Below are 25,416 nucleotides of genomic sequence, written 5' to 3'. Positions count from 1 at the left end.
CCGGAGTGGTCTGGTTCTTCGGTGATACCGCTACCTCGTAATTATCCGGCTCGCGCCAGCACGGCCTCGAACGTTTCCTCGAGCACGGCGATCAGGTGATCCGCGTCGCGCTTCGAAAAGATCATCGGCGGTCGCATTTTCAGGACGTTGTCATGTGGGCCCTCAGTGCCCATCAGCACGCCGCGCTGGCGGGCTCCGTTCGCGACGGCCCGGGCGATCTCCGTCGCCGGCGCCCTGGTTCTGCGGTCGCTGACGAGCTCGATGCCGAGGAACAGGCCGAGGCCGCGAACGTCGCCGATGACCTCGTAGCGCTCCTGCATGGTCCGGAAGGCGGCGAGAAGATGATTGCCGATATCGAGCGCATTGCGGCGCAGGTCCTCGCCTTCGATGACGTCGAGCACCGCGAGACCGACGGCGCAGGACACCGGGTTGCCGCCGAAGGTGTTGAAATACTCCATGCCGTTGTCGAACGAGGCCGCGATCTCACGCGTCGTGACGACTGCGGCGAGTGGATGACCATTGCCGATCGGCTTGCCCATGGTGACGATATCAGGAACGACGCCTTGCGTCTCGAAGGCCCACCAATGGCTGCCGACCCGGCCGAAGCCGACCTGCACCTCGTCGGCGATGCAGACGCCGCCGGCCTCCCTGATCATGCGGTAGACCTCGTTGAGGTAGCCATCCGGCAGAAACACCTGGCCTGCGACGCTCGGAATGGATTCGGCGAGGAAGAAACCCGGCGCTTCGTCTCGGGCGCGCATCGCCGCGATCAGCTCGGCCACGTCTTCGGCGAAGCGCCTGCCGTGTTCCTCCGGCGGCCAGGCGGCCGGCGCGTGGTAACTGTCCGGAACGGCCGCCACGTGAACATGCGGCTTCTGGCCCTTTCCGCCCTTGCGGCGGAACTTGTATGCGCTGAGATCGATCAGCTCCTGCGTCGTACCGTGATAGGCCCAGTCCAACACGACGGCGTTTTCCTTGCCCGTATGCGCCCGCATCAGGCGCAGGGCGAGACCGTTGGCTTCGGAGCCGCTGTTGGCGAAGGCGGCGACGGCGAGTTCCTTCGGCATCGTGGCCGTCAGCCGCTCGGCATAGGCGACGATGTTGTCGTGCAGGTAGCGCGTGTTGGTGTTGAGCGTCCCTGCCTGCCGGGCCAATGCGTCCACCACGGCCGGATGGGCGTGGCCGATGTGGCAGACATTGTTGAAGCAGTCGAGATAGGCGCGGCCGCGATCGTCGATCAGCCAGACGCCTTCGCCGCGCACGAACTTGATCGGCTTCTCGTAGGAGATCGACAGGTTCGGCAGCAGCAGCTCTTTCCGTTGCCTGATGATGTCCTCGTGGGGGCGGCCGCTCCGGTCGTAGAATTCCGGCGCGATGCCGGCAAATGTGCTCGCGTCGGGGAAGAGCTCCGCCCAGACGTCGAGGTAGCGCTCCTCGCCGACGCCGAGGATGTCCGTCGCTGCGAGACTTGTGTCGGTGGAGATCTGCAGATGCAGATGCGGCGCCCAGCCGCCGTTTTCTTCCGGAGCGCCCATTTCACCGACAAGCGCGCCGGCCTCCAGCCGGTCGCCGGCCTTCAGCCGGCTGACGGCCTCATGGGCAAGATGGCCCCATAGCGTCAGGAAAGGCGGGCAGCCGTCCGGTTCATGGCGCAGAGCGATAAGGCAACCGTATCCGAGCGGATCCTTCTCGATCTCGACGCTCGCGACGGTGGCTGCAAGCGGCGTATGGACCTTGGTGCCCGCCGCCATGAAGAGATCAAGACCCAGATGGCGCGTGCGGCGCGTCTCTTCGATCATGCGGGAGACGAACATCTCGCCCGAATAGACGGTGCGGGCCTCACCCCAGGGGCCGATGCCGAGCTCGACGCCGGCCCTGCGGCATTGCTCTTCCCAGACCGATTGCGCGTCATGCGGCCGGCCGGCCGCCGAACTGACGGTCATCGGATGCGCCGGATCGCCGTAGGGGACGAGAGCGGCCGGATAAGCCGCGGCTGGACGATCGAGAAGCGGCAGGAGGCTCTTGCGATTTCCGACGATCCAGGAGGCGACGGCGCGGGCTCCGGCTACTGTCTCGAAACCGCAGGCCTTTCTCAGGATCGCCGTTGAGAAACGCGGGTTCATCGCATCGAGTTTGCGCAGCAGCGCCCAGGCCGGCCTTTCGCTGATCGCGAGATAAGGGTTGTCGGCGGTGTGCGCCCGGCGTGATGCAGAGATCGTCACCGAGGTGACCAGCCGCATGGCGATCAGGTCGAAGAGGAGATCGACTTCTTCTTCGAGGAGCGGGTATTCGGCATGGTAGCCGTTGGCGATCGCAGCCGCAGCGCCGATCGGATCGGGGTGGTCGAGGCCGGCATAGGCGGCGGCGATCGCGACTTCGGCGATGACGGGCGCGTAGAGGGCGTCGCCAAAGTCGATGATGCCGGAAATGCGGTCGTGGTCGTCTTCGTCGATGAGGACGTTCCAGTCGTTTGCGTCGTTATGGATGACGGCGGAGCGCAGCATCGGGAGCCGCGGGGCGACCCGCTCGTCGAAGCGGTCGAGAAAGCGCTGGAGAAGAGCACGATCCTGGAGATCGGCCACATATGCGAGCCGTCCGGCAGAACGTCCGGCATTGCGGATGTCCCAGTCGAGATCGCGCAGTGCGCCCGGATGCATGAAGCCTTTGAGCGAGGCGTCGAAGCGGCCGAGCATCCGGCCGAGGGAGTGAAGTGCTCCATCGCTCCGATCGGACTGTGCGAGCGGAGTTCCCGGAACCCAGGTGACCAGCCGCAATCGATGGACGGTCCCGCGCCTCGTGGTCGTCGCGAGGTTCTCGCCGGACAGAGTCGGTTGCAAATGCGGAACCGGCAGGTCTCCTGCATTTTCGCCGGCGTGCTTCAGCAGCGCTGTCTGGAAGTCGCTTTCGATTTCCGGTTCGGCGCCGTTGACGATCTTCAGAATGTAGCAGCGGCCATCACGGGTATTGACCTTGAAGTTCTGGTCCCGCTCGCTGTCCAGCGGCTGAAGTGACCCATCCAGGCCGAAGTGCTGCGCGAGGAGGGCTTGCGCTTCCTCGATCGTGAAATCCGGCGTCGTTTTCAGCATGTCGTTCATGGAGACCCCCGCTCTTGTCACGAGAGTTGCACGCCCGTTCGGCATGTGCATCCGGCATTTCGCCGGTTGCACCGGCACTTTGGTTATTATAACCGTCATCTTGCCGGCGCTACTCGACAGCCGCCCGGCAGTCCCTCTGGCCGGCCGCAGGAGGCAGGATATCGACGCGACAGACCGAACGATCCTCAGCATACTGAGCCGCGAGGCGCGTATTCCCATGAAGTCGCTTGCCGGGCGTATCGGATTGTCGCGCAGCGCGACGGCCGAGCGTGTCGCGCGGCTGGAGAAGGCCGGCGTCATTCGCGGCTATCGCGCCGACATCGGCCAGCTGGAGGAGGGGGAGATCGAGGCTTTCCTGCTGGTGACGCTGAAGCGGACGCCCTCGCTCGGCGTGCTCGATCGGCTAGCCGGGTTTTCCTCCGTCAGACGCGTTTTCTCGGTCAGCGGTCAGCTTGATCTCATCGTGGAAGTGAAGGTCGCTTCGATCAACGCGCTGAACGAGCTGCGCAACGAAGTCGCGCAGCTCGACAATGTCGAGGATCTGACGACCTCGATCGTGCTGCGCCGCGATATCGAACGAAGCTGAGCGGCTACGCTCTCCGGGCGGAAAACCGTCCGACACATTTCCTGGAAGTGTCCTAACCCTCGCTCAGCATCTCAACCTCGCCGATCGTACGCCCGATGAGGCTTCGGCGGACGCGGCCGACGTCGCGCATCGGCGGCTCGCCGAAATGGCGGGCATATTCGCGGCTGAACTGGGACTGGCTCTCATACCCGACCTTGTGGCCGGCATCGCCGGCATCGAGACGCTCCTCGAGCATCAGCCGCCTTGCCTCCTGCAGGCGCAGTTGCTTCTGGTACTGCAGCGGGCTCATCGCCGTGATCGCCTTGAAATGGTGATGAAGCGAGGAGACGCTCATGCTGACGCGGCTTGCGAGGTCGTCGATGCGCAAGGGGCGGGAATAATGTTCCTTCAGCCAGGACACCGCGCGGCCGATCTGGTGCGGCTGGCTCTCCGTGGTCGCCATCTGGCGGAGCCTGGCGCCGTGCGGTCCGAGCAGCAGGCGATAAAGCAGTTCCTGCTCGATCAGCGGCAGCAGCACCGCGATGTCATCCGGTCTGTCGAGGAGCCGCAGCAGCCGAAGCGCCGTGTCCTCAAGATCGGGTGTGAGCTTGCTGACCGTCATGCCGCGCGGCGAACCCGGAGCTTTCGCCGCCTCCGGGCCGATTGCGTCGAGGAGCGCCGGAAGCCTCGTCGTATCGATCTGGAAGGCCATGCTGAGATAGGGCTCCTCGGGCGAGGCGAGCGATATCTGAGAGAGAACCGGCAGGTCGATGGAGGTCAAAAGGTAGTCCGAGGCGCCGTAGACGAGGGTTTCTTCGCCGAGCACGACGCGTTTGGCCCCCTGGACGATGATCGCCAGGCTCGGCTTGTAGGCGGCGCAATTCGGCTTCGCGGAGACGGAATGCCGGTGAACGCTCAGCCCTGGTATAATCGTTGGGTAATCGCCGTCCTCTCCGGCGATCCGGGCAATGATGTCGATCATTTCCTGACGCGGCATGCGCTGTGATTCTGTCATCTTCGGTGGACTTTCCAATAGCTTAGATCCGTGCGGAGACAGGGGGTCAGATAGGTTGTCGGTGCTATCCCGCCAGCTGCCTTCGGCGATTCTCGCAGAATCGTGCAAAAGTTTTGCAGGATCGCACTAACGCAATGGCCTTGTGAGGCAGCATAGTCCGCCCTGCCGCCTGCGGTCCATAGGCCGATGGGCGCGCTACTCCCAGACATGCCACTCACAGACATGCCACTCCCAGACATGAAGGACAGACCCATGGCCATTGCAAGAGGATATGCGGCGACCGACGCGTCGAAGCCGCTCGCACCCTTCACCTTCGAGCGTCGCGAACCGCGCGACGACGACGTGGTGATCGACATCAAATATTGCGGCGTCTGCCATTCCGATATCCACCAGGCGCGCGACGAATGGGGCAATTCGACCTTCCCCATGGTACCCGGCCACGAAATCGTCGGCATCGTCAGGGCGGTCGGCTCCAAGGTCACCAGGTTCAAGATCGGCGATCGGGTGGGCGTCGGCTGCTTCGTCGACTCCTGCACGACCTGCGCCAAGCGCGACCTCGATCTGGAGCAATATCTGCCCGGCCTGGTGGTGACCTACAACGGCGTCGAGGCAGATGGAACACCGACCCAAGGCGGCTATTCCGACCATATCGTCGTCAAGGAAGGCTATGTACTCTCCATCCCGGACAACCTTCCGCTCGACGCTGCCGCACCGCTGCTTTGCGCCGGCATCACGCTCTACTCGCCGCTGCGTCACTGGAAGGCCGGCCCCGGCAAGAAGGTGGCGATCGTCGGCTTGGGCGGTCTCGGCCATATGGGCGTGAAGCTCGCCCATGCGATGGGCGCGGAGGTTACGGTGCTCAGCCAGACGCTTTCGAAGAAAGAGGACGGGCTTAAGCTCGGGGCGGATCACTACTACGCGACGAAGGATCCGGAGACATTCACAAAGCTCGCCGGCAGCTTCGACCTGATCATCTGCACGGTCGCGGCCGAAATCGACTGGAACGCCTATCTCAACCTCCTGAAGGTCGATGGCGATCTGGTGCTCGTCGGCATTCCGGAGAATCCGGTGCCGGTCCATGCCTTCTCGCTGGTGCCGGCACGGCGCAGCATTTCCGGCTCCATGATCGGTTCTATCAAGGAGACGCAGGAAATGCTCGATTTCTGCGGCGAGCACGGCATCGTTTCGGAGATCGAGACGATCCGCATGGAGCAGATCAACGAGGCCTATGAGCGGGTGGTGAGAAGCGACGTGCGCTACCGCTTCGTGATCGACATGGAATCGATCAAGGCGTGATCGATTCCGATAGGTGATTGCGGGCGGAAACCGCACACTTCTTAATCCCGCTCTGACGGGCCGCTGCCGCTACTCAAAGCAGCGGCAGCGGCCCGTCATTCTTGATCTCTTCCATCACCGCATAGGTCCGGGTTTCCTTGACGCCCGGGAGCGTCCAAAGCACCTGGCCGAGGAAGTTGCGGTAGGCGGCCATGTCCTCGAAGCGGGTCTTGACGAGATAGTCGAAGCCGCCCGCGACCATGTGGCATTCGAGCACAGCGGGCGCCTGCTTTATGGCGGCCGCGAACTGGTCGAAGACTTCCGGCGTCGTCTTGTCGAGCATCACTTCGATGAAGACCAACAGCCCGAAGCCGAGCTTGTGCGGGTCGAGACGCGCACCGAAGCCGGAGACGTAACCTTCCTTCAGCAGCCGCCTCAGGCGTTCGCTGGTCGCCGTCGGGGAAAGCCCGATCCGGTCCGCCAGCTCCAGATTGGTAATCCGCCCGTCCGCCTGCAGGATATTGAGGATTCTCCGGTCCGTCTTGTCGATCTGGTGCATGGTCGCCTCCCGCTTTCCGTGCCTCAGGCGGCAAGCCGTGTTTCGGCGAGCTTCACCCAATAGGAAATTCCGTGCGGAATGGCTTCGTCGTTGAAGTCGTAAGCCGGGTGATGCAGTCCCGCCGTATCGCCATTGCCGATGAAGACGAAGGCGCCCGGCCGGGCCAGCAGCATGTAGGAAAAGTCCTCGCCGCCCATCATCGGGTCGAGCGCTGCGTTGACGTTGCCTTCGCCGGCGACGGTGGCGGCGACTGCGAGCGCGTGACCGGTCTCGGCGGCGTGGTTTACGGTCACGGGATAGTTGCGGCCGTACCAGACGTCGACGGTGGCGCCGTAGGCACCGGCGATGTTGTCGGCGATCTGGCGGATCCGGGCTTCGCCGGTGTCGCGCACTTCCGGCGTCAGCGCGCGCACGGTGCCGGCGAGTACGGCCTGTTCGGGGATGACATTGTGGGCGAAGCCGGCATTGAACTTGGTGACGGAGACGACGATGGAGGCAAGCGGATCGACGGTGCGCGAGGCGATCGTCTGCAGCGCGTTGACGATCTGGGCGCCGATGGCGATCGGGTCGATCGTCTTGTGCGGCTGAGCGGCGTGGCCGCCGCGGCCCTTGACGGTAATGGTGAACTCGTCGGTCGAGGCCATGATCGGGCCGGCGCGGCTGCCGAAGTGGCCGACCGGCATCCCCGGCATGTTGTGCATGCCGTAGACCTCTTCGATCGCGAAGCGCTCCATCATGCCGTCCTTCACCATCTCGTTGCCGCCGCCGCCGCCTTCCTCCGCCGGCTGGAAGATCACCGCGACATTGCCGGCGAAGTTACGCGTTTCGGCAAGATACTTCGCCGCGCCGAGCAGCATGGCCGTATGGCCGTCATGGCCGCAGGCATGCATCTTGCCGGGGGCCGTCGAGGACCAGGACCTGCCGCTTGCTTCGGTGATCGGCAGGGCGTCCATGTCGGCCCTGAGCCCGACGGTGCGGCCCGGGCCGCGATTGCCGCGGATGAGGCCGACGACCCCGGTCCGGCCGAGGCCGGTCACGATTTCGTCAACGCCGAAATCCCTCAGTTTTCTTTCGACGAAGGCTGCCGTATTTTCCACCGCGAACAGGAGCTCCGGGTTCTGGTGCAGATGGCGCCGCCATTCGGTCACTTCGTTCTTGAGCTCGGCGGCACGGTTTAGAATCGGCATTGTTCGTTCCTGTCGGTCTGTTCGTTCACTTCGGTTCGACACGCGAGTCCCGACGCTTCAGCGTCGGCTGGAGTCTCGCCGCTGGAGTGTCCGGGCGGTGGATTGGCGCGAAGCCCGATGAATGGGCTTTGCCATCTCCTTGCCATATAGGCTAAATAGCGGGACGATACGAGGCAACTCCGGAATTTCGAGGTTTGGATTGTGGCAATAGCACGATTCCCGTTGGGCGACAGATTGGGCAGGATAGGCATGCTTGCGGGAGCTTGCGCGGTCGTCCTGGCTGCGGCGCTGCCTGCATCGGCCAATCCGCGGCTGGTAATCGACGTCGATACGCTCAAGGTCTACGAGCATCAGGACATCTTCCAGAAATGGTATCCGGCGTCGCTGACCAAGCTCATGACGGCCTATACCACGTTCCGTGCCATCCAGGCGGGGCAGCTGACGTTGGAAAGCCCGGTGGTCATGACGAAGAACGCCGCTTCGGAGCCGCCGAGCAAGATGTTCTACAAGCCCGGCCAGAAGATGACGCTCGACAGCGCGTTGAAGATGATGCTGATCAAGTCGGCGAACGACGTCGCCGTCGCGATCGCCGAGACGGTCGGCGGATCCGAACAGGCCTTCATCGAGAAGATGAACGCCGAGGCGCGCCGCATCGGCATGACCTCGTCGCATTTCATCAATCCCAACGGCCTGCCTGGCAAAGGGCAATATACGACCGCTCGGGACCTTGCGGTGCTCGCGCTTACGCTGAAGCGCGAATTCCCGCAATATGCTTCCTATTTCGCGCTGGAAGGCTTCACCACCGGCAAGAAGGACTATCCCAATTACAACATGCTGATAGGCCGTTTCGATGGCGCGGACGGCATGAAGACGGGGTTCATTTGCGCCTCGGGCTTCAACCAGGTCTCCTCGGCGAGCCGCGGCGGCCGCAGGGTGGTTTCGGTCGTGCTCGGCGAAGACAGCCTTGCAGCGCGTGCCGACGAGTCGGCCAGGCTCCTGCAGATGGCTTTTACCACGGTGGGCACGGGCAAGCCCTCGCTTGCGGAGATCGTGCCGTATGGCGAAACCCGCGAGGTGGTTGCCGATATCAGCAAGGAAATCTGCTCGAAGCAGGCGGCGAAGGTGCGCAGCGAGGGGCGTGACGAGGCTGGCCGGCAGAAGCTGCTTTCACCCTATATCCACGAGATCGACCGCCCGCTGAAACTTGCCTTCGCCGGCCTCATACCCGGCAGCGACGACAAGACGGCAAAAGCCGGCAGCGATGCCACGGCACAGGGCGATGCGGTCGAGATCGCCAATGTGCCGATCCCGGTCCCGCGCCCGAGCTTCTGAACGGAGTCTTTCATGAACGGTCCAATGCCGGTGGTGCCGGTCTCGATCCTCACCGGCTTTCTCGGCGCGGGCAAGACGACCCTTCTGAACCGGGTGCTCAAGGATCCGGCGCTTGTCGACACGGCCGTTATCATCAACGAATTCGGCGATGTCTCCATCGACCACCTCCTGGTCGAGGCTTCGAGTGACGGCGTCATCGAGCTTTCCGACGGCTGCCTGTGCTGCACCGTGCGCGGCGAGCTCGTCGATACGCTGGCCGATCTCATGGACCGGATGCAGACCGGCCGCATCAAGCCGCTGAAGCGCGTCGTCATCGAGACCACCGGTCTTGCCGATCCGGCACCGGTGCTTCAATCCGTCCTCGGCAATCCCGTGATTGCCCAGAATTTCCGGCTGGACGGAGTCGTCACCGTCGTCGATGCGGTCAATGGCGAGCAGACGATCGCCAATCATGTGGAGGCCATGAAGCAGATCGCGGTGGCCGACCGGCTGGTGATCAGCAAGAGCGGGCTCGCCAAAGATGATGGGATCGGCAGGCTCGAGGCGCAGCTCAGGGATCTCAACCCGCGCGCGCCGATCATCGACGGCGACACGGAAAAGGCGGGCCGGGCCGATCTCTTCGCCTGCGGTCTTTACGACGCCTCGACCAAGGTCGCCGATGTCGGGCGCTGGCTTCAGGACGAGGCCCATGCGGACGACCACCACCACCACCACCACCATGACCACCACCACGAAGATGGCCACGGCCATGGGAACCACCATCACGACGTCAATCGTCATGGTTCGGACATCCGCTCATTCAGCATCGTGCATGACCGGCCGATCGAACCGATGGCGCTAGAGATGTTCATCGACCTCCTGCGCTCGGCCCATGGAGAAAAGCTGCTGCGCATGAAGGCGATCGTTTCCGTCGCGGACAATCCGGAGAGGCCGGTGGTGCTGCACGGCGTGCAGACGGTCTTTCACGCGCCGGAACGGCTTGCCGCCTGGCCCGACCCGGCCGATCGCCGGACGCGAATGGTGCTGATCACCAAAGGCCTGGAGGAAGCATTCGTGCGCGACCTCTTCGACGCCTTCACCGGCAAGCCGCGCGTCGACCGACCGGATGCGCAGGCGCTCGCGGACAACCCCCTGGCGGTGCCGGGGATGAAGTTCTGACGGCTCCGGCCGGACTTTCTTCATCAGCACCCGCTCGCCGGTGGGCTTGAGAAAGGAATGGGTCTTGGACAGTTCGACCGTGTTCATCAGTAACCGTAGCCAGGCGGTGCGGCTGCCAAAGGCCGTCGCCTTTCCCGAGAGCGTGCATCAGGTCGATATTCTCAAGATCGGCCGCAGCCGCGTGATCGTGCCCCAGGGCAAAAGATGGGACGATCTGTTCCCCAGCGGGCCGCGCCTCAGCGAGGATTTCATGAGCGAGCGTAAGCAGCCGGTGGCGGAAACGCGCGGATCGTTCTGATGCTCACCCAAATGCGCGCAGCGAAGGGCTGATTGTCGTGACCAACAATATACGCGAGATCGTCCGCATGCCGGGTGTAAGGGTCGAGAACTGGCTGTGACAGATCCGAAGGCGCGATGCGCCGCCAATTTAGTTAGCACCGCTTGCGAATGAGGAAACGATGTCCGTCTGCGAGCGGCTCAGCCTGCTCCAGCCGGTGCCCGTCCTCGTTGCAGAAATGCGGGATGTCTATCACGGCCAGCGGGTCGGTCGTTTCGATCTCGATGAGCGCGCCGGGCGGCAGGTTTTCCATTCGCTTGCGCGTCTTCAAAACGGGAAGGGGACATTTCAGCCCCCTCAGATCGTAGCGTAGCCTCGCTTCCTCGGGCATCAGTTGCCCCAGAGTTTCCAGAACGGGCGCTTCTTCGGCTGCTCGGCGGGCTGCTGTTCTGGTGCTTGCGCTTGCGCATTCCCGGCGGGAGCGGCGGCCACCTGAGCATTGTCCTGCGCCGGCGGTGCTGCCTGCTGCCCGCCGGCGGCGGCTGGCGGCTGGCCCGGTGCGGGCTGTTGAGCGGTTGGCTGGCCTGCGGCCTGCTGCGCGGGAGTCCCGGCGGCGGGTGCGGCTGGCGCGGCCGCCGGCTCGTTGCGAGAGAACAGGCCCCAGAGCGACTTCCTCGGGGGCTCGGCCTGTACCGCTGCCTGCTCCACGGGGCGCTCGAGCGGGTTGGCCTGCGGCACCGGCGGGCCCTTGCCTTCGCGGGCCGCCTTTTCCAGCGCTTCCTTCTGGATCAAGGTTGCCTGCTTGGCTTCCTCGGCCTCTTTCTGTTCGGCAAGCTTCTTTTCGAGATCGCTTACCTTGAGCAGCTTGCCCGCATCGAGCGAGGTGCCGGTCGGCGCATAGGCAAGCTCGCGGCCCTTGCGCTGATCGGCGACGACCGCCTTGCGTTCGGCCTCGGTCGGCTCGTACCAGACCATGCCCTCAAATTTCTTCAAGGCCTTCTCGTAGTCGCGCCGATAGTCCTTGTCGTAGCTCGCCATCGCCATCTGCAGCGCCGGCGGCGTCGTCATGGCAGGGCACTGGCCGGCCGCACTGAACTGCCCCTCAGCCTGCTGATTGAAGACGTATTTCCTCTCGCAGACATTCACTGCCGGCGGGCGCTTGGTCACTTCGAACTGGTCGTAGCCGACCTTCAGCATCTTCCAGAATTCGATGTTCGGATTGTCGCGGTGGCGCGCCATGTTTTCCGCCGTCATGCGGAAGGGAAAGGCTTGAAGCTGCACGCTTTCCTGGCCGCCCTTGAACGCGTCGCGGGCGAGCGCGAAGATCTCGATGATCTGCTCGTTCGTCATCGAATAGCAGCCGGCCGAAGAGCAGGCACCGTGGATCATCAGATGGGTGCCGGTGCGGCCGTTGGCCTTGTCATATGTGTTCGGATAGCCCGTATTGATCGCCAGGTAGTAGCTCGAATTCGGGTTCATCTGGTGCGGATAGAGCGGGTAAAATCCCTCCGGCGCCTGCCGGTCTCCCTCCTTCATCTTAGGCCCGAGCTTGCCCGACCATGCGCAGATCTTGTAGCTCTTCAGAAGCTGGAACCGGTTCGCCGTGTTCGCCTTCCAGACTTCGAGCGTCCCTTCTTCCTTGAAGATGCGCAACAGGATCGGGGACGTCTTCTGCATGCCCAGCTCGCGCATCTTGCTGACCATCTTGCCCGAAAGCTGATACTCGGTCTTGTTCTTGACGGACGACAGGTTGACCGAATCGAGCGTCTCGTTGGTGCAGCCCGCAAGAGCGGCTGCGACAGCGGCGGTGAGGACAAGGTTCCTGAAACGCATCGGCAAAAGCCCGTTCTAGCCACATTCTATCCGTGCACGCCTGTTCCACGAAGGGCAGGCGTCAACGAATCAGTACGTTATTATTCTTCACGAAATCTTAACCGTGCAGGCGCCCCCTGCGAATGGCCACCTCTCATGACCTGATGAATATGGCCAAGATTTGGCCACAGTCCGATTTACGGTTGCCGACCGCCTGGAATAATCGCAATGGTTCGGATTGGAACGGCTCGGACGGAGCCGTAATCAGAGGTTACGGCCGATATTCAGATATTTCTGCCGCCGGTCGGCCCGCAATTCGTCGCCATTGCGTGCGGAAAGCTCCTTGAGAGCGTCGCCGATCACGGTTTCCGTGCGGCTGATGACCGCGTCCGGGTCGCGGTGGGCTCCACCGACAGGCTCCGGGATTATTCCGTCGATGACGCCGAGCGACTTCAGGTCTTCGGCGGTGATCTTCATGTTGCTGGCGGCTTCCTTGGCGCGCGTCGAGTCGCGCCAGAGGATCGAGGCCGCACCTTCCGGGGAGATCACGCTGTAGATCGCGTGCTCCAGCATGTAGACGCGGTTGCCGGTCGCAATCGCGATCGCGCCGCCCGAGCCGCCTTCGCCGATCACCACGGTGACGATCGGCACCTTGACGTTGAGGCACATTTCGGTCGAGCGGGCGATCGCCTCGGCCTGGCCCCGCTCCTCGGCGTTGACGCCCGGATAGGCGCCTGCCGTGTCGACCAGCGTTATCAGCGGCAGGCCGAAACGGTCGGCCATCTCCATTATGCGCGTCGCCTTGCGATAGCCCTCGGGGCGGGGGCTGCCGAAATTGTGCTTGATACGCGACTTGGTGTCGTTGCCCTTCTCCTGACCGATGACGGCGACGGGCGTGCCGTGAAAGCGGGCAAGCCCCGCCTGGATCGCGTCGTCATTGGCGAAATTCCGGTCGCCGGCAAGCGGCGTAAACTCGGTGAAGAGGCGCGAGGCATAGTCCAGGAAATGCGGGCGCGAGGGGTGGCGAGCGACCTGGGTCTTCTGCCAGGGGGACAATTTCGAATAGATCTCGACCATCGCATCGCGGACGCGCCCTTCCAATCGGGCGATCTCGTCTGATGTGTTAACGCTCTCGTCTTCGCTGGCGAGCTTCTTCAGTTCGAGAATCTTGCCTTCGAGATCAGAGATGGGTTTTTCGAAGTCGAGATAATTGTGCATCAGACGCGTTTCCGATCGTTTTTCGACAAGGGCCGCCCTGCCAAGTCATTCCATCAGGCGGACCTAATCCTGTTTTTTCGCCTGTTTGGCAAGGGGGTGATGGTTCTGCACGAGGTCGTGAAGCCGTTCTTCCAGCACATGCGTATAGATTTGTGTCGTGGAAATGTCTGAATGGCCGAGCAGTTCCTGCACGGCGCGAAGGTCGGCGCCGTTGGCGAGCAGATGACTGGCGAAGGCATGGCGCAGCACGTGCGGCGAAATCGCCGCCACCCGGATGCCTGCCCGCGCTGCGAGGCTCTTGAGGTCGCGGGCAAAGACCTGCCGCGGCAGATGGCCGGCCTTGCCGTTGGAGGGGAACAGCCAGGGGCTGTCCGCACCGTCTTCCTGCAGTTGTTCGCCATAGGCGCGCATGGCGCGGATCGCCGCCTGCGACAGCGGTACGAGCCTTTCCTTGTTACCCTTGCCGCGAATTATGAGAAAACGCCCGTTCTGCGCAAGCACGCTTGCCGGAAGCGAAACGAGTTCGCTGACGCGCATGCCTGTCGCATAAAGGAGCTCGATCAGCGCGTGCATGCGCATCGCATCGCCCTTGCCGGATTTCGCCTCCGCTTCCGCCTGGCCGATCAGCCGGGTGACGTGTTCGATGCTCAGCGTCTTGGGGAGTGTGCGGGCTTTCTTCGGCGCGTCGAGGATGCCCGTCGGGTCGTCCGTGCGCAGCCCCTCAGCATAGAGGAACTTGTAAAATTGCCGGAGCGCCGAGAGCCGCCGCGCTTGCGATGACGATTTGAAGCCCTGGCCTGCGAGATGGGAGAGATAGCTTCTGAGATCGTCGGCCGAGGCGTCGGTGAGCCCGGTGCCGCGCGTGCGCAGGAAGGAACGCGCGTCCTCGAGGTCGCGCTCGTAGGATTGCAGCGTGTTTACCGCCGCTCCACGCTCGGCGCTCATCATTTCCAGGAAGGATTCGACGTAGGCTGCGGACATATCCGTCATTGCGGCTTGTTGACCCGTTCCGAGGGAATGCGCACGGTTACGTCCCGCTCAACCGGGTCGACGAAAGTGACGAGCGCCACCATCGCGCCATAGACCATGCCGGCTCCGACGGCGCAGATGAACAGGAAGCGGAAGAGGGTGGGCATTCAAGTCTCCTCTGCATGGCGCCGGAAAGGAACGGTACGGCATCGGATCATGCCGTCTGTTCGAAGCGTTACCACGATCGCTGCAGTCGAGCAGGGCGTTTCGCTGGCGCGGATGCGTGATCTATATGAACGGGCCCGCCCTGAAGTTCAAGAAGCCGGCGCGACACCAAGCGACGGCTTGACGCTCCCCCCCGTTTTGTCGATACCGGAGAGGAATGGGGAATTTGAAGCGCAATGAACGATGTGACCGAACCGGTTTCCGCGACGCTGGCCGAAAGGGCGAAGCGCACTCTCGGTAAGCGTAATCTCGTTTTCATCGGCCTGATGGGGGCGGGTAAATCGGCAATCGGTCGGCTGACCGCCCAGGCGCTTGGCGTTCCTTTCGTCGATTCCGACCACGAGATCGAGCGGGTCTCGCGCATGACGGTCAGCGATCTCTTCGCAACCTACGGCGAGGAAGAGTTCCGGGCGCTGGAAGCCCGCGTGCTGAAGCGCCTGCTCAGGTCCGGCCCGCGGGTGGTGTCGACCGGCGGCGGCGCCTATATCAACGAGCGCTCGCGGCGGCATATCAAGAAGGGCGGCCTGACCATATGGCTCAACGCCGAGCTGGACGTGCTATGGGAGCGGGTGAACAAGCGCGACACCCGGCCGCTTCTGAAGACCGAGAATCCGAAGCAGACGCTCGAGAACCTGATGCGCGCGCGCTACCCGATCTATGCCGAGGCGGACCTGACCGTTCTCTCGCGCGATGTGAAAAAGGAAGCGATGGTCGAGGAGGTTCTCGCCGCCATCGCCGATCATCAGAAGGCCTGAAGCCATGACCAGCCATGTAATGCCAACCGCCGAGCGCAGGGTCCGCGTCGATCTCGCAGAGCGTTCCTACGATATTCTCATCGGCCCCGGTCTGATCGCCGCGGCAGGCCGGGAGGTCGCTTCCCGGCTCAAGGGCCGGAAGATGGCGGTCATCACCGACGAGAACGTCGCGCCCCGCTACCTCGAACCGCTTATAGCGAGCCTCGGGGAAAGCGGCATCGAGGCTGTCTCCCTGATCCTGCCGGCAGGCGAGAAGACCAAGAGCTTCGAGCATCTGATCCCGGTTTGCGAGGCCGTCCTCGGCGCCAGAATCGAGCGCAACGACGCGGTGATCGCGCTCGGCGGCGGCGTGATCGGCGATCTTACCGGCTTTGCCGCCGGTATCGTCCGCCGCGGTTCGCGCTTCATCCAGATCCCGACATCGCTGCTGGCGCAGGTCGATTCCTCCGTCGGGGGCAAGACAGGGATCAATTCGCCGCACGGCAAGAACCTGATCGGCGTCTTCCATCAGCCGGACCTCGTCCTCGCCGATACCGCCGCGCTCGACACGCTGAGCCCGCGCGAGTTCCGCGCAGGCTATGCCGAGGTCGCGAAATACGGGCTGATCGACAAGCCGGAGTTCTTCGAATGGCTCGAGAAAAACTGGCAGGCGGTTTTTGCAGGCGGACCCGCCCGGATCGAAGCGATTGCCGTCAGCTGCCAGGCAAAGGCTGACGTCGTTGCCGCGGACGAGCGCGAAAACGGACGTCGCGCGCTCCTCAATCTCGGCCATACCTTCGGCCATGCGCTGGAGGCCGCCACCGATTACGACAGCAAGCGGCTGGTGCACGGGGAGGGCGTTGCGATCGGCATGGTTCTGGCGCATGAGTTCTCAGCCCGGATGAATCTCGCGAGCCCTGACGATGCGCGGCGCGTGGAGGCCCATCTGAAAATCGTCGGCCTGCCGACGCGCCTGGCCGACATTCCCGGGGCATTGCCGCCGGCCGATCGGCTGATGGAGGCGATCGCCCAGGACAAGAAGGTGAAGGGAGGCAAGCTCACCTTCATCCTTACGAGGGGCATCGGCCAGTCCTTCGTGGCGGACGACGTGCCCTCCTCGGAGGTGTTGAGCTTTCTTACGGAAAAGCACCCGCGATGACCGATGTGCTACTGGGCTTTCTGACGGAATATTGGCTGTCGCTGCTTTCCGTTATTTCCCTTCTCGTTATTTCCGCCTTTTTCTCCGGCTCGGAGACGGCGCTGACCGCGGCCTCGCGCTCGCGGATGCATACGCTGGAGAACAACGGCGATGAGCGGGCGGGTATGGTCACCCGGCTGATCGAGCGCCGCGACCGTCTGATCGGGACGCTGCTCATCGGCAACAACCTCGTCAACATTCTGGCCTCGTCGCTGACGACGAGCCTGCTGATCGGCCTCTTCGGCGATTCGGGCGTGGCGATCGCCACCGTCGCCATGACGGTACTGCTCGTCATCTTCTCCGAGGTCCTGCCGAAGAGCTGGGCGATCGCGTCGCCGGACCGGTTTGCGCTGGCGGTTGCGCCTTTGGTCCGCCCCTTCGTTGTCGTCGTGGGTCCGGTATCCTCCCTCGTCAACGCAATCGTCCGGCGCATCCTGCATCTCTTCGGCATCAATCTTTCTTCCGACTTGCCGATGCTCACCGCGCATGAGGAACTGCGCGGCGCGGTCAATCTGCTCCACCGCGAAGGGTCGGTCATCAAGGCTGACCGCGACCGGCTCGGCGGGGTGCTCGATCTCGGCGAACTCGAGGTTTCCGACGTCATGATCCACCGGACAGGCATGCGGGCGATCAATGCCGATGACCCGCCCCAGACCTGCGTGCGCGAGATCCTCGAAAGTCCGTTTACACGCCTGCCGTTGTGGCGCGGCTCGGCCGACAACATCATCGGCGTCGTCCATTCCAAGGACCTGCTCCGGGCGCTCGCCGAGCCGAATGTGGAGCCCGAGACGCTCGACATCGTCAAGATTGCGCAGAAACCCTGGTTCGTTCCGGACTCGACCAATCTCAAAGACCAGCTCAATGCCTTCCTGCGCCGCAAGCTGCATCTTGCCATCGTGGTCGACGAATACGGCCAGGTGCAGGGGCTCGTCACGCTGGAGGATATTCTCGAAGAGATCGTCGGCGACATTGCCGACGAACACGACATCGACATCCAGGGCGTACGTCAGGAGGCCGACGGTTCGATCGTCGTCGATGGTTCCGTGCCGATCCGCGACCTCAACCGGGCGCTGGACTGGTCGTTGCCGGACGAGGAGGCGACGACAGTTGCCGGCCTCGTGATCCATGAATCGAAGAGCATTCCGGAGGAGCGGCAGGCTTTCACGTTCTATGGGAAGCGTTTCACCGTGATGAAGCGCGTGAAGAACCGGATCACCAAGCTGCGCATCCGCGCGGCCGAAGACGAGGGGCAGGTGGGTTAGGGCACTTCAAAGACAAGTCCGCAACGGCGGCTCAGCGACGCACCCTCTGCCTTTTGCACTTCACCACCGCGTCGGTTCCCCCGGCGCTGCGGGTTCCACCGCCAAAGCATGGAGGCCGGCATCGAGTTCCGGCTTCAGCAGATCGTTTATCGCGCGGTGGCGGGCCACACGGCTCATGCCGGTAAAGGCGCTCGAAACGATGCGGACGCGCATATGCGTTTCGCCGCCGCCGTCGAATTCCGGCTGGTGACCGGCATGCTGACCGCTCTCGTTGATCACCATCAGCCGCTCGGGATGGAAGGCTTCCATGAGCTTCTCTTCGATGCGGCGTTGCAGCGACATATTTTCAGTCCCATTTCCCTGTTTTGCTGCGGGCGCTGGAGCCAGGCGGCAGCATCATCCGCGCAATGCAAAATGCCCGCACAAAGCCAGCAACATTCCGTTTTGTCAATTCTTGTTGTGACCCTCCGCAAACCCCATAATGTGCGTCATGAAGCTCGATTCAAAATATTTCGACCGCATCCGAACGCGCCCCCGGGGTCAAGCGCGCGTGGAGCCGTCCGCGCCGGTGTGCCAATGGGATGGCTGCGACAAGACGGCGGTCCATCGGGCTCCCGTCGGGCGCAATGCCGAGGGCGAGTATTTCATGTTCTGCTTCGAGCATGTGAAGGAATACAACAAGGGCTACAATTACTTTTCCGGCCTCTCCGACACCGAGATCGCCCGTTACCAGAAGGAAGCGGTGACCGGCCATCGTCCGACCTGGACGGTCGGCGTCAACAAGAGCGCCCGCAACGGCCCGACACAGTCGCAGATGCGCTCCGGCACCGCCGGCGCACAGGCGCGCATGCGAGATCCTTTCGGATTTTTCAACGAGGCGCGCGCCCGACAGGCGCGGCACGAGCCGCGCCTGCGCAAGCTGAAGACGCTCGAGGCGAAGGCCTTCGAGACGCTGGGTCTTGCGGCCTCGGCGACGACCGCCGACATCAAGGCGGCATACAAGGAGCTCGTCAAGAAGCACCACCCCGACGCAAATGGCGGAGACAGGGGATCGGAAGACCGCTTCCGGGCGGTTATTCAAGCCTACCAATTGTTAAAACAGGGTGGTTTCTGCTAACAACCCGGATTATGACAGAAGCACTATCTGCAGGCGAATGCGCGGGTGCCGGCGGGCGTCCGCTCTGGAGTTATGATGAGCAAGATTGACCTCGACATTTCCAACCTCCCCGACACGACGGTCTCTGTCCGGGAGGCTTTCGGCATCGACACGGATTTGCGCGTTCCGGCCTATTCGAAGGGCGATGCCTATGTGCCCGAAATCGACCCGGACTACCTCTTCGATCGTGAGACGACGCTCGCCATTCTCGCCGGCTTCGCCCACAACCGGCGCGTGATGGTTTCCGGATATCACGGCACCGGCAAGTCGACCCATATCGAGCAGGTCGCGGCGCGGCTCAACTGGCCATGCGTGCGCGTCAACCTCGACAGCCATGTCAGCCGCATCGATCTCGTCGGCAAGGACGCGATCGTCGTCAAGGACGGGCTTCAGGTGACCGAGTTCAAGGACGGCATTCTGCCCTGGGCCTATCAGCACAATGTCGCGCTCGTCTTCGACGAATACGATGCCGGCCGGCCCGACGTCATGTTCGTGATCCAGCGCGTGCTGGAATCCTCCGGCCGCCTGACGCTGCTCGACCAGAGCCGCGTCATCCGCCCGCATCCGGCCTTCCGATTGTTTGCGACGGCGAACACCGTCGGTCTCGGCGACACGACCGGCCTCTATCACGGTACGCAGCAGATCAACCAGGCCCAGATGGACCGCTGGTCGATCGTGACGGCGCTCAATTACCTGCCGCACGACAAGGAAGTCGATATCGTTTCCGCCAAGGTGAAGGGTTTCGTCGCCGACAAGGGCCGCGAAACGGTCTCCAAGATGGTTCGCGTCGCCGACCTGACCCGTGCCGCCTTCATCAACGGCGACCTGTCGACCGTCATGAGCCCGCGTACAGTCATCACCTGGGCCGAGAACGCCTATATCTTCGGCGACATCGCCTTTGCGTTCCGCGTGACCTTCCTCAACAAGTGCGACGAGCTGGAGCGGGCGCTGGTCGCCGAGCATTATCAGCGCGCCTTCGGCGTCGAACTCAAGGAGAGCGCTGCCAACATCGTGCTGGAAGCGACCGCCTGAAAATCGATGTGCTCGCATAACGGCCGATCCGGTTGAAGAAGGAATTGTCGTGAGTTCGAATTCCAAGGCGAAACCGACTACGAGGGAAAACGCCGCCGAACCGTTCAAGCGGGCGCTTTCCGGCTGCATCCGGTCGATCGCCGGCGATGCGGAGCTGGAGGTCGCTTTCGCCAATGAGCGGCCCGGAATGACAGCCGAACGCATCCGGCTGCCGGAGCTCTCCAAGCGCCCGACCCGCCAGGAACTGGCGGTGGCGCGCGGCCTCGGCGATTCCATGGCGCTGCGCAAGGCCTGCCACGATGCTCGGGTCCATGCGACGATGTCGCCGCAAGGGGCGGACGCGCGGGCGATCTTCGATGCGGTCGAGCAGGCGCGCGTCGAGGCGATCGGCGCACTCAGGATGCCGGGCGTGGCGGGCAACCTCTCCTCCATGCTCGAGGAGAAATACAGCAAGGCGAATTTCGCTGCCATCGACGTTCAAGCGGACGCGCCGCTCGAAGAGGCGGTGGCACTGCTCGTGCGCGAGAAATTGACCGGGGAGAAGCCGCCGGAGTCGGCTGGTCAGGTCCTCGACCTTTGGCGCGACTTCATCGAGCAGAAGGCCGGTCCCGACATGCGCAATCTGGCGGGTACGATCAACGACCAGCAGGCTTTCGCCCGCGTCGTGCGCGACATGCTGTCTTCGATGGATGTCGCCGAGAAATACGGCGAGGACGATAACGAGCCGGACGAGCAGGAGAGCGAGACCGACGAGGACCAGCCGCGCAGCCAGGAGCAGGACGAAAACGCCAGCGACGAGGAAGAAGGCTCCGACGCCGCGCCCGCCGACGAAAACCAGTCTGCCGAGGAGCAGATGGAAGAAGGCGAGATGGATGGCGCGGAAATTTCCGACGACGATCTCCAGGACGAGAGCGACGAGGACAGCGAAACGCCCGGCGAGGTGAAGCGGCCGAACCATCCCTTCGCGGATTTCAACGAGAAGGTCGATTATTCCGTCTATACCCGGGAGTTCGACGAAACCATCGCCTCCGAGGAGCTTTGCGACGAGGCGGAACTCGATCGGTTGCGCGCCTTTCTCGACAAGCAGCTCGCCCATCTCCAGGGCGCGGTCGGACGCCTCGCAAACCGCCTGCAGCGCCGCCTGATGGCACAGCAGAACCGCTCCTGGGAGTTCGATCTCGAAGAGGGCTATCTCGACTCCGCCCGCCTGCAGCGCATCATCATCGATCCGATGCAGCCGCTCTCCTTCAAACGCGAGAAGGACACGAACTTCCGCGACACGGTCGTCACGCTCCTGATCGACAATTCCGGTTCGATGCGCGGCCGCCCGATCACCGTCGCCGCGACCTGCGCCGATATTCTTGCGCGCACGCTGGAGCGCTGCGGCGTGAAAGTCGAAATCCTGGGTTTCACGACCAAGGCGTGGAAGGGCGGACAATCGCGCGAGAAATGGCTTGCCGGCGGCAAGCCTCAATCGCCGGGCCGCCTCAACGACCTGCGTCACATCATCTACAAGTCCGCCGACGCGCCCTGGCGTCGCGCGCGCCGCAATCTCGGCCTGATGATGCGCGAGGGACTGCTCAAGGAGAACATCGACGGCGAGGCGCTGATGTGGGCGCATGATCGTCTCCTGGCGCGGTCCGAACAGCGACGCATCCTGATGATGATCTCGGACGGAGCGCCGGTCGACGATTCCACCCTGTCGGTCAACCCCGGAAATTACCTCGAGCGGCATCTGCGCGCCGTTATCGAGCAGATCGAGACGCGCTCGCCGGTCGAGCTGCTTGCGATCGGCATCGGCCATGACGTCACGCGCTACTATCGCCGCGCCGTGACCATCGTCGATGCGGACGAACTGGCAGGGGCGATGACGGATCAGCTTGCGGCGCTCTTCGAGGACGAGAGTATGCGCCGCCGCCCGGGCGGAGCACGTCGCGCCGGTTAACGGATTTCCGGCCGCGGCCACCCGTAAGGTCATTCTCCAGATGTTCTGCCGAAACTTTGCCGTGCTTTTCCTGCTGATTTCGGCTGCTGTCGCGCGCGCGGAGCCGGCGCGCGAGATCGTTCCGGTCAAGAGCCGGCAGATATCCCAGTTCAAGGTCGGCTCCGATCAAAGGGTCTTCGGCGCGCTCGAGTTCATGGGCGGCATCGAGATGACGTCGGCCAACCCTTTGTTCGGTGCGCTGTCGGCGATCCGGTTCCTGCCGGACGGCCAGTCCTTCGTCGCGGTGATGGACACCGGCCATTGGGTCGAGGGGGCCGTCATCCGCGACGATGCCGGCGGGCTCGAAGGGCTGACCGATCTCAAGGTCACGCCGATGACCGACGCGACGGGCGAAGCGCAGCTCGAGAAATGGCGGGTCGATTCCGAAGGGCTGGCCCTGCGCGAAGGTCAGGCGATCGTCAGCTTCGAACAGTCGCCACGCATCGAAATCTATCCTTTTCCCGGCTTCGCCGAGGCGCGTCCCCTGGGGCAGATGACCCTGCCGTTCTCCGTCGAAGAGCTGCGCAGCAATGGCGGCATCGAGACGATCGCGATCGCGCCGAAGAACGGCCCGCTTCGCGGCGCGGCCGTGGTCGTCTCCGAGCGCAGCGTCGACAAGGCGGACAATCTTTTTGCGGGGATATTGGAGGGGCCGATGAAAGGCGCCTTCACGGTCGTGCGCGCGGATCCCTATTCGGTAACCGACGGCGCCTTTCTGCCGGATGGCGACCTGCTTCTCCTCGAGCGGCGATTCAATTTCGCCTCCGGTCTCGGCATGCGTGTTCGCCGTATCGCCGCGGGGAAAATCCGACCTGGCGCCGTGGTCGACGGCGACGTCATGCTCGAAGCGGACATGAGCTATCAGATCGACAATATGGAGGCGCTCGACGTCATCTCGTGGCCTGACGGCGAGATCCGGCTGATCCTGGTCTCGGATGACAACCACTCGATCCTCGAGCGAAACCTGATGCTCGAGTTCCGGCTGATCAAGTGAAACGGGGCCGAATGCCCCGCCGCTCCAATGCTTTGAACCACGCACTTCCGCATGCGGAAGTGCTCTGAGGGTTTCAGGCGGTTGCTTTTGCCGCCGGCATGGGTTTGACGACGCTCATCAGTGCGCCATAGGGAAGCAGCAGGACGATACCGCAGAGGATCTTCACCGCGAGATCGCCGAGCGCCCAGGAAATCCAGCGGGGGGCGTCGACGCTGAGCAGGCCGAGAACGGGCGCGGTTTCCAGCGCAAAGCCGTCATTCGCACCCAAGAACACGAAGAACGGGGCGAAGGCGAAAGAGAAGAACATCGCCGTATCGAGGGCCGAACCGATCAGCGAGCCCGCGAGCGGCGCCTGCCACCAGGTCTGGCGCCTGAGCCGGTTGAAGATCGAGATATCCAGAAGCTGGCCGAGCAGGAAGGCTGAACCGGAGGCGATCGCGATGCGCGGCGTCGCGGCAAGAACGGAGAGCATGACGGCGACGGCGAAGCCGGCAACGACGACGCGGCGCGCGATTCGCGGCCCGAACTGGCGATTGGTCAGGTCTGTGACGAGGAAGGCGAAGGGATAGCTGAAGGCGCCCCAGGTCAGGAGGTCGCCCAGTTGCATCCCGGCGATCGAACCGGGGAGCGGATACTGGACGAGGAAGTTCGACGCCACGACCACGAAGGTCATCAGCGCCACATAAAGGTAGAACGTACGGTTGATCAGCATTTTTTTATCCTGGGTTATGCCACCAGTTGACGGATGCGCAGGCAGGTGCTTGCGCGGCGATGGACGACACGAGAAAAAGGCTTGCCGGGCAAACCCGCAAGCCTCTTCAAGATCTCGGCAGAAGTACCGGCGCTATCAGGCGGCTTCGGCAGCCTTCTTGACGATCTGACGACGCAGCAGGCGGGCGCGCATGCTGAGCTCGTTTTCGTCGGCCTTCAGCAGGAAGGCGTCGAGACCGCCGCGGTGTTCGACCGAACGGAGAGCCGCAGCGGAAACGCGCAGGCGGAAGCGCTGGCCGAGAGCATCGGAAATCAGCGTGACGTTGCACAGGTTCGGCAGGAACTTGCGCTTGGTCTTGTTGTTGGCATGGCTGACATTGTTGCCCGACTGGACGCCCTTGCCGGTCAATTCGCAACTACGGGACATGGTACACCTATTCTCTTATCGCCGCCGGACAATGCGGTAGCGGGCCTAGAGCCCAGGCCGCGTTCCTGTTGGCCATTATTGGAAAGTCGCGGTTCTATAGTCACAGGTGGCCCGCCAGTCAAGTCAAACCTTTGCATTCCCGAGCGATCGGGGCGATTTGGCCTGTTCTGCACTCATAAGGACGGCCGTTCCGGCGCGCAAGACGCATTCCAAGAGAGCGGCCGATGCGCTATCTTTTCCATGAGGACTGCGCCAGATTTCGAGCGGGCGCATTTATGCCGCAAACCGCCTGCATTCCGGGGGATTGCGACATAAATGCGCCGGCTGTCTTCGGATCGGCAAGTCGCTGCAACACTGTGAACCGCTGCATGGAGTTTGAGCCGGTCCGGTATCAGGGCCATGCAGGAGAGAATGGGGCTTTCGGGCATGAAGTTGTGCATTGGTTTTCGCGCGCCGGCACTCCTGGCCGCCATGATGTTTTCCACAGCCTCGCTTGCTGCGGAAGTCTCGCACCAGACGGACTACAGCATCGCGCTCGCCGGCCTGCCTTTGGCGCGCGCATCGTTCCACACCGAGGTCGAAAAGAATCGCTACACGATTTCGGGAACCCTGAATTCGGCGGGCCTCGTGGATATCATCAGCCGCACCACGGGGCAGACGCGCGTCTCCGGAGTAATCGACCGCGACCATCTCCGGGCAAGCGAATATTCCATGTCCTACCGCAGCGGCCGGAAGGGCCGCGCCATCAATGTGAGCTTCCGAAACGGCAATGTCGTGCGCGCAAGCATGGTTCCGAAGCGTAATCCACTGCCGAAGAACTGGGTACCGGTCACGAGCCGGGACATGCGCAATGTGCTGGACCCGCTTTCCGGTCTGCTCATTCCGGCAAAAGCCCGGGTCTGCCCCAACACGCTGCCGATCTTCGACGGGGAATCCCGGCTCGACATAAGACTGTCTCCGAAGGGAACGCGAAACTTCAAAACCAGGGGATTCGAGGGCGAGGTGATCGTCTGCGGCATCCGCTTCGTACCGAAGGCGGGATACCGGAAGGGCCGCGAGGACGTCGAATATCTGCGCCGCCTGGGAACGATGGAGATCTGGTACGCGAAGGCGAACGGAGTGGACGTCTATGCTCCGGTCTATGCCCGCATACCGACGAAGATCGGAGCGGTCACGGTTTCGGCGACGCGCTTCGGCGATTGAGCCCGCTGGCGGGATTCTCAGGGCCCAT

At 63.2% G+C, this 25,416-nt stretch carries 25 protein-coding genes and 1 pseudogene; 14 read left to right on the top strand and 12 right to left on the bottom strand.

What is annotated here, in order from left to right:
• Window positions 1–41 precede the first annotated feature (41 nt).
• Window positions 42–3,095, bottom strand: a complete 3,054-nt coding sequence (locus tag CN933_RS19335) for an aminotransferase class III-fold pyridoxal phosphate-dependent enzyme (RefSeq protein WP_102762225.1) — start codon at window positions 3,093–3,095, stop codon at window positions 42–44.
• A gap of 43 nt (window positions 3,096–3,138) precedes the next feature.
• On the opposite strand from CN933_RS19335, the gene CN933_RS19330 reads away from it, so the two are divergent.
• On the top strand, window positions 3,139–3,681 hold the full coding sequence (locus CN933_RS19330) for an Lrp/AsnC family transcriptional regulator (protein WP_018096886.1): 543 nt from the start codon (window positions 3,139–3,141) through the stop codon (window positions 3,679–3,681).
• 52 nt (window positions 3,682–3,733) lie between these two features.
• Here CN933_RS19330 and CN933_RS19325 read toward each other — a convergent pair whose 3' ends face one another.
• Entirely contained in the window at window positions 3,734–4,675 is a 942-nt protein-coding gene (locus tag CN933_RS19325) for an AraC family transcriptional regulator (protein ID WP_018096887.1), read from the bottom strand.
• Window positions 4,676–4,927: 252 nt separating this feature from the next.
• Between CN933_RS19325 and CN933_RS19320 the strand changes: the two genes are divergently transcribed.
• Entirely contained in the window at window positions 4,928–5,971 is a 1,044-nt protein-coding gene (locus CN933_RS19320) for an NAD(P)-dependent alcohol dehydrogenase (protein ID WP_018096888.1), read from the top strand.
• 73 nt (window positions 5,972–6,044) lie between these two features.
• On the opposite strand, the gene CN933_RS19315 is transcribed toward CN933_RS19320, so the two are convergent.
• The gene (locus CN933_RS19315) at window positions 6,045–6,509 is read right to left on the bottom strand and encodes an Lrp/AsnC ligand binding domain-containing protein (RefSeq protein WP_010970133.1); all 465 of its coding nucleotides are present in this window, start codon (window positions 6,507–6,509) and stop codon (window positions 6,045–6,047) included.
• Window positions 6,510–6,532: 23 nt separating this feature from the next.
• Window positions 6,533–7,696: a M20 aminoacylase family protein gene (locus tag CN933_RS19310; RefSeq protein WP_018096889.1), complete on the bottom strand. Its 1,164-nt coding sequence runs from the start codon at window positions 7,694–7,696 to the stop codon at window positions 6,533–6,535.
• Between the two features lie 249 nt (window positions 7,697–7,945).
• On the opposite strand from CN933_RS19310, the gene CN933_RS19305 reads away from it, so the two are divergent.
• From CN933_RS19305 to CN933_RS31885, 4 genes and pseudogenes are all read left to right on the top strand, one after another.
• Entirely contained in the window at window positions 7,946–9,028 is a 1,083-nt protein-coding gene (locus CN933_RS19305) for a D-alanyl-D-alanine carboxypeptidase family protein (protein WP_018096890.1), read from the top strand.
• Window positions 9,029–9,040: 12 nt separating this feature from the next.
• A complete protein-coding gene (locus CN933_RS19300) occupies window positions 9,041–10,186 on the top strand; it encodes a CobW family GTP-binding protein (RefSeq protein WP_102762207.1) in 1,146 nt (381 codons plus the stop codon).
• 64 nt (window positions 10,187–10,250) lie between these two features.
• Window positions 10,251–10,484: a type II toxin-antitoxin system VapB family antitoxin gene (gene vapB / locus CN933_RS19295; RefSeq protein WP_018096892.1), complete on the top strand. Its 234-nt coding sequence runs from the start codon at window positions 10,251–10,253 to the stop codon at window positions 10,482–10,484.
• A gap of 10 nt (window positions 10,485–10,494) precedes the next feature.
• Window positions 10,495–10,584: pseudogene (locus CN933_RS31885) on the top strand (VapC toxin family PIN domain ribonuclease); the annotation flags it as partial.
• A gap of 33 nt (window positions 10,585–10,617) precedes the next feature.
• On the opposite strand, the gene CN933_RS19285 reads toward CN933_RS31885, so the two are convergent.
• The 5 genes from CN933_RS19285 to CN933_RS19265 all read right to left on the bottom strand — a co-directional run bounded on the left by CN933_RS19285 (window position 10,618) and on the right by CN933_RS19265 (window position 14,629).
• Entirely contained in the window at window positions 10,618–10,854 is a 237-nt protein-coding gene (locus CN933_RS19285; protein WP_018096893.1) for a sulfurtransferase TusA family protein, read from the bottom strand.
• Window positions 10,854–12,296 carry a L,D-transpeptidase family protein gene (locus CN933_RS19280; protein ID WP_018096894.1) on the bottom strand — a complete coding sequence of 481 codons (1,443 nt, stop codon included), beginning with the start codon at window positions 12,294–12,296 and terminating at the stop codon, window positions 10,854–10,856. Before CN933_RS19280 ends, CN933_RS19285 begins: the two co-directional genes overlap by 1 nt.
• Before the next feature lie 243 nt (window positions 12,297–12,539).
• Window positions 12,540–13,493: an acetyl-CoA carboxylase carboxyltransferase subunit alpha gene (locus CN933_RS19275; protein WP_003527479.1), complete on the bottom strand. Its 954-nt coding sequence runs from the start codon at window positions 13,491–13,493 to the stop codon at window positions 12,540–12,542.
• A gap of 63 nt (window positions 13,494–13,556) precedes the next feature.
• Window positions 13,557–14,483, bottom strand: a complete 927-nt coding sequence (gene xerD, locus CN933_RS19270; RefSeq protein WP_018096895.1) for a site-specific tyrosine recombinase XerD — start codon at window positions 14,481–14,483, stop codon at window positions 13,557–13,559.
• On the bottom strand, window positions 14,480–14,629 hold the full coding sequence (locus CN933_RS19265) for a hypothetical protein (RefSeq protein ID WP_018096896.1): 150 nt from the start codon (window positions 14,627–14,629) through the stop codon (window positions 14,480–14,482). The genes xerD and CN933_RS19265 overlap by 4 nt, the downstream gene beginning before the upstream one ends.
• Window positions 14,630–14,863: 234 nt before the next feature.
• Between CN933_RS19265 and CN933_RS19260 the strand changes: the two genes are divergently transcribed.
• The 3 genes from CN933_RS19260 to CN933_RS19250 are packed head-to-tail and all read left to right on the top strand — an operon-like array spanning window position 14,864 to window position 17,881.
• Window positions 14,864–15,442, top strand: coding sequence for a shikimate kinase (locus tag CN933_RS19260; protein ID WP_003527461.1), 579 nt, complete (start codon window positions 14,864–14,866; stop codon window positions 15,440–15,442).
• 4 nt (window positions 15,443–15,446) lie between these two features.
• Window positions 15,447–16,580 (top strand): 3-dehydroquinate synthase, encoded by a 1,134-nt coding sequence (aroB, locus tag CN933_RS19255; protein WP_018096897.1) that lies wholly within the window; start codon window positions 15,447–15,449, stop codon window positions 16,578–16,580.
• A complete protein-coding gene (locus CN933_RS19250; RefSeq protein ID WP_018096898.1) occupies window positions 16,577–17,881 on the top strand; it encodes an HlyC/CorC family transporter in 1,305 nt (434 codons plus the stop codon). Before aroB ends, CN933_RS19250 begins: the two co-directional genes overlap by 4 nt.
• 60 nt (window positions 17,882–17,941) lie before the next feature.
• On the opposite strand, the gene CN933_RS19245 is transcribed toward CN933_RS19250, so the two are convergent.
• Window positions 17,942–18,223 (bottom strand): BolA family protein, encoded by a 282-nt coding sequence (locus CN933_RS19245; RefSeq protein WP_018096899.1) that lies wholly within the window; start codon window positions 18,221–18,223, stop codon window positions 17,942–17,944.
• A gap of 139 nt (window positions 18,224–18,362) precedes the next feature.
• Here CN933_RS19245 and CN933_RS19240 point away from each other — a divergent pair, with 139 nt between their 5' ends.
• The 4 genes from CN933_RS19240 to CN933_RS19225 all read left to right on the top strand — a co-directional run bounded on the left by CN933_RS19240 (window position 18,363) and on the right by CN933_RS19225 (window position 23,047).
• Window positions 18,363–18,998 (top strand): J domain-containing protein, encoded by a 636-nt coding sequence (locus tag CN933_RS19240; protein WP_018096900.1) that lies wholly within the window; start codon window positions 18,363–18,365, stop codon window positions 18,996–18,998.
• A 75-nt stretch (window positions 18,999–19,073) separates the two neighbouring features.
• Window positions 19,074–20,069, top strand: coding sequence for a cobaltochelatase subunit CobS (gene cobS / locus CN933_RS19235; protein ID WP_003527456.1), 996 nt, complete (start codon window positions 19,074–19,076; stop codon window positions 20,067–20,069).
• A 49-nt stretch (window positions 20,070–20,118) separates the two neighbouring features.
• The gene (gene cobT, locus CN933_RS19230; protein ID WP_018096901.1) at window positions 20,119–22,014 is read left to right on the top strand and encodes a cobaltochelatase subunit CobT; all 1,896 of its coding nucleotides are present in this window, start codon (window positions 20,119–20,121) and stop codon (window positions 22,012–22,014) included.
• 40 nt (window positions 22,015–22,054) lie between these two features.
• Window positions 22,055–23,047, top strand: a complete 993-nt coding sequence (locus CN933_RS19225) for an esterase-like activity of phytase family protein (RefSeq protein ID WP_018096902.1) — start codon at window positions 22,055–22,057, stop codon at window positions 23,045–23,047.
• 73 nt (window positions 23,048–23,120) lie between these two features.
• Here the strand turns inward: CN933_RS19225 and CN933_RS19220 are convergent, their stop codons facing one another.
• Window positions 23,121–23,759 carry a VUT family protein gene (locus tag CN933_RS19220; protein ID WP_018096903.1) on the bottom strand — a complete coding sequence of 213 codons (639 nt, stop codon included), beginning with the start codon at window positions 23,757–23,759 and terminating at the stop codon, window positions 23,121–23,123.
• 135 nt (window positions 23,760–23,894) lie between these two features.
• Entirely contained in the window at window positions 23,895–24,185 is a 291-nt protein-coding gene (gene rpmB / locus CN933_RS19215; RefSeq protein ID WP_003527451.1) for a 50S ribosomal protein L28, read from the bottom strand.
• A 411-nt stretch (window positions 24,186–24,596) separates the two neighbouring features.
• Here rpmB and CN933_RS19210 point away from each other — a divergent pair, with 411 nt between their 5' ends.
• The gene (locus CN933_RS19210) at window positions 24,597–25,388 is read left to right on the top strand and encodes a DUF3108 domain-containing protein (RefSeq protein WP_018096904.1); all 792 of its coding nucleotides are present in this window, start codon (window positions 24,597–24,599) and stop codon (window positions 25,386–25,388) included.
• Window positions 25,389–25,416: the final 28 nt, after the last annotated feature.

The sequence above is a fragment of the Sinorhizobium sp. M4_45 genome, from assembly GCF_002885915.1.
Lineage (GTDB): Bacteria > Pseudomonadota > Alphaproteobacteria > Rhizobiales > Rhizobiaceae > Sinorhizobium > Sinorhizobium meliloti_A.
Note: the sequence above shows the minus strand (reverse complement) of the source record. Positions and strands in the feature narration are given on the sequence as shown.

What these genes read in the sequence shown, in the direction of transcription:
- CN933_RS19245 (WP_018096899.1), bottom strand. Translation starts at nt 18,223, where the DNA reads ATGTCGCTGCAACGCCGCATCGAAGAGAAGCTCATGGAAGCCTTCCAT.
- CN933_RS19335 (WP_102762225.1), bottom strand. Translation starts at nt 3,095, where the DNA reads ATGAACGACATGCTGAAAACGACGCCGGATTTCACGATCGAGGAAGCG.
- CN933_RS19285 (WP_018096893.1), bottom strand. Translation starts at nt 10,854, where the DNA reads ATGCCCGAGGAAGCGAGGCTACGCTACGATCTGAGGGGGCTGAAATGT.
- rpmB (WP_003527451.1), bottom strand. Translation starts at nt 24,185, where the DNA reads ATGTCCCGTAGTTGCGAATTGACCGGCAAGGGCGTCCAGTCGGGCAAC.
- CN933_RS19280 (WP_018096894.1), bottom strand. Translation starts at nt 12,296, where the DNA reads ATGCGTTTCAGGAACCTTGTCCTCACCGCCGCTGTCGCAGCCGCTCTT.
- xerD (WP_018096895.1), bottom strand. Translation starts at nt 14,483, where the DNA reads ATGACGGATATGTCCGCAGCCTACGTCGAATCCTTCCTGGAAATGATG.
- cobS (WP_003527456.1), top strand. Translation starts at nt 19,074, where the DNA reads ATGAGCAAGATTGACCTCGACATTTCCAACCTCCCCGACACGACGGTC.
- CN933_RS19305 (WP_018096890.1), top strand. Translation starts at nt 7,946, where the DNA reads ATGCTTGCGGGAGCTTGCGCGGTCGTCCTGGCTGCGGCGCTGCCTGCA.
- CN933_RS19240 (WP_018096900.1), top strand. Translation starts at nt 18,363, where the DNA reads ATGTGCGTCATGAAGCTCGATTCAAAATATTTCGACCGCATCCGAACG.
- CN933_RS19220 (WP_018096903.1), bottom strand. Translation starts at nt 23,759, where the DNA reads ATGCTGATCAACCGTACGTTCTACCTTTATGTGGCGCTGATGACCTTC.
- CN933_RS19300 (WP_102762207.1), top strand. Translation starts at nt 9,041, where the DNA reads ATGAACGGTCCAATGCCGGTGGTGCCGGTCTCGATCCTCACCGGCTTT.
- CN933_RS19225 (WP_018096902.1), top strand. Translation starts at nt 22,055, where the DNA reads ATGTTCTGCCGAAACTTTGCCGTGCTTTTCCTGCTGATTTCGGCTGCT.
- CN933_RS19275 (WP_003527479.1), bottom strand. Translation starts at nt 13,493, where the DNA reads ATGCACAATTATCTCGACTTCGAAAAACCCATCTCTGATCTCGAAGGC.
- CN933_RS19330 (WP_018096886.1), top strand. Translation starts at nt 3,139, where the DNA reads ATGTGCATCCGGCATTTCGCCGGTTGCACCGGCACTTTGGTTATTATA.
- CN933_RS19265 (WP_018096896.1), bottom strand. Translation starts at nt 14,629, where the DNA reads ATGCCCACCCTCTTCCGCTTCCTGTTCATCTGCGCCGTCGGAGCCGGC.
- CN933_RS19250 (WP_018096898.1), top strand. Translation starts at nt 16,577, where the DNA reads ATGACCGATGTGCTACTGGGCTTTCTGACGGAATATTGGCTGTCGCTG.
- CN933_RS19320 (WP_018096888.1), top strand. Translation starts at nt 4,928, where the DNA reads ATGGCCATTGCAAGAGGATATGCGGCGACCGACGCGTCGAAGCCGCTC.
- CN933_RS19260 (WP_003527461.1), top strand. Translation starts at nt 14,864, where the DNA reads ATGAACGATGTGACCGAACCGGTTTCCGCGACGCTGGCCGAAAGGGCG.
- CN933_RS19325 (WP_018096887.1), bottom strand. Translation starts at nt 4,675, where the DNA reads ATGACAGAATCACAGCGCATGCCGCGTCAGGAAATGATCGACATCATT.
- CN933_RS19315 (WP_010970133.1), bottom strand. Translation starts at nt 6,509, where the DNA reads ATGCACCAGATCGACAAGACGGACCGGAGAATCCTCAATATCCTGCAG.
- CN933_RS19210 (WP_018096904.1), top strand. Translation starts at nt 24,597, where the DNA reads ATGGGGCTTTCGGGCATGAAGTTGTGCATTGGTTTTCGCGCGCCGGCA.
- CN933_RS19310 (WP_018096889.1), bottom strand. Translation starts at nt 7,696, where the DNA reads ATGCCGATTCTAAACCGTGCCGCCGAGCTCAAGAACGAAGTGACCGAA.
- aroB (WP_018096897.1), top strand. Translation starts at nt 15,447, where the DNA reads ATGACCAGCCATGTAATGCCAACCGCCGAGCGCAGGGTCCGCGTCGAT.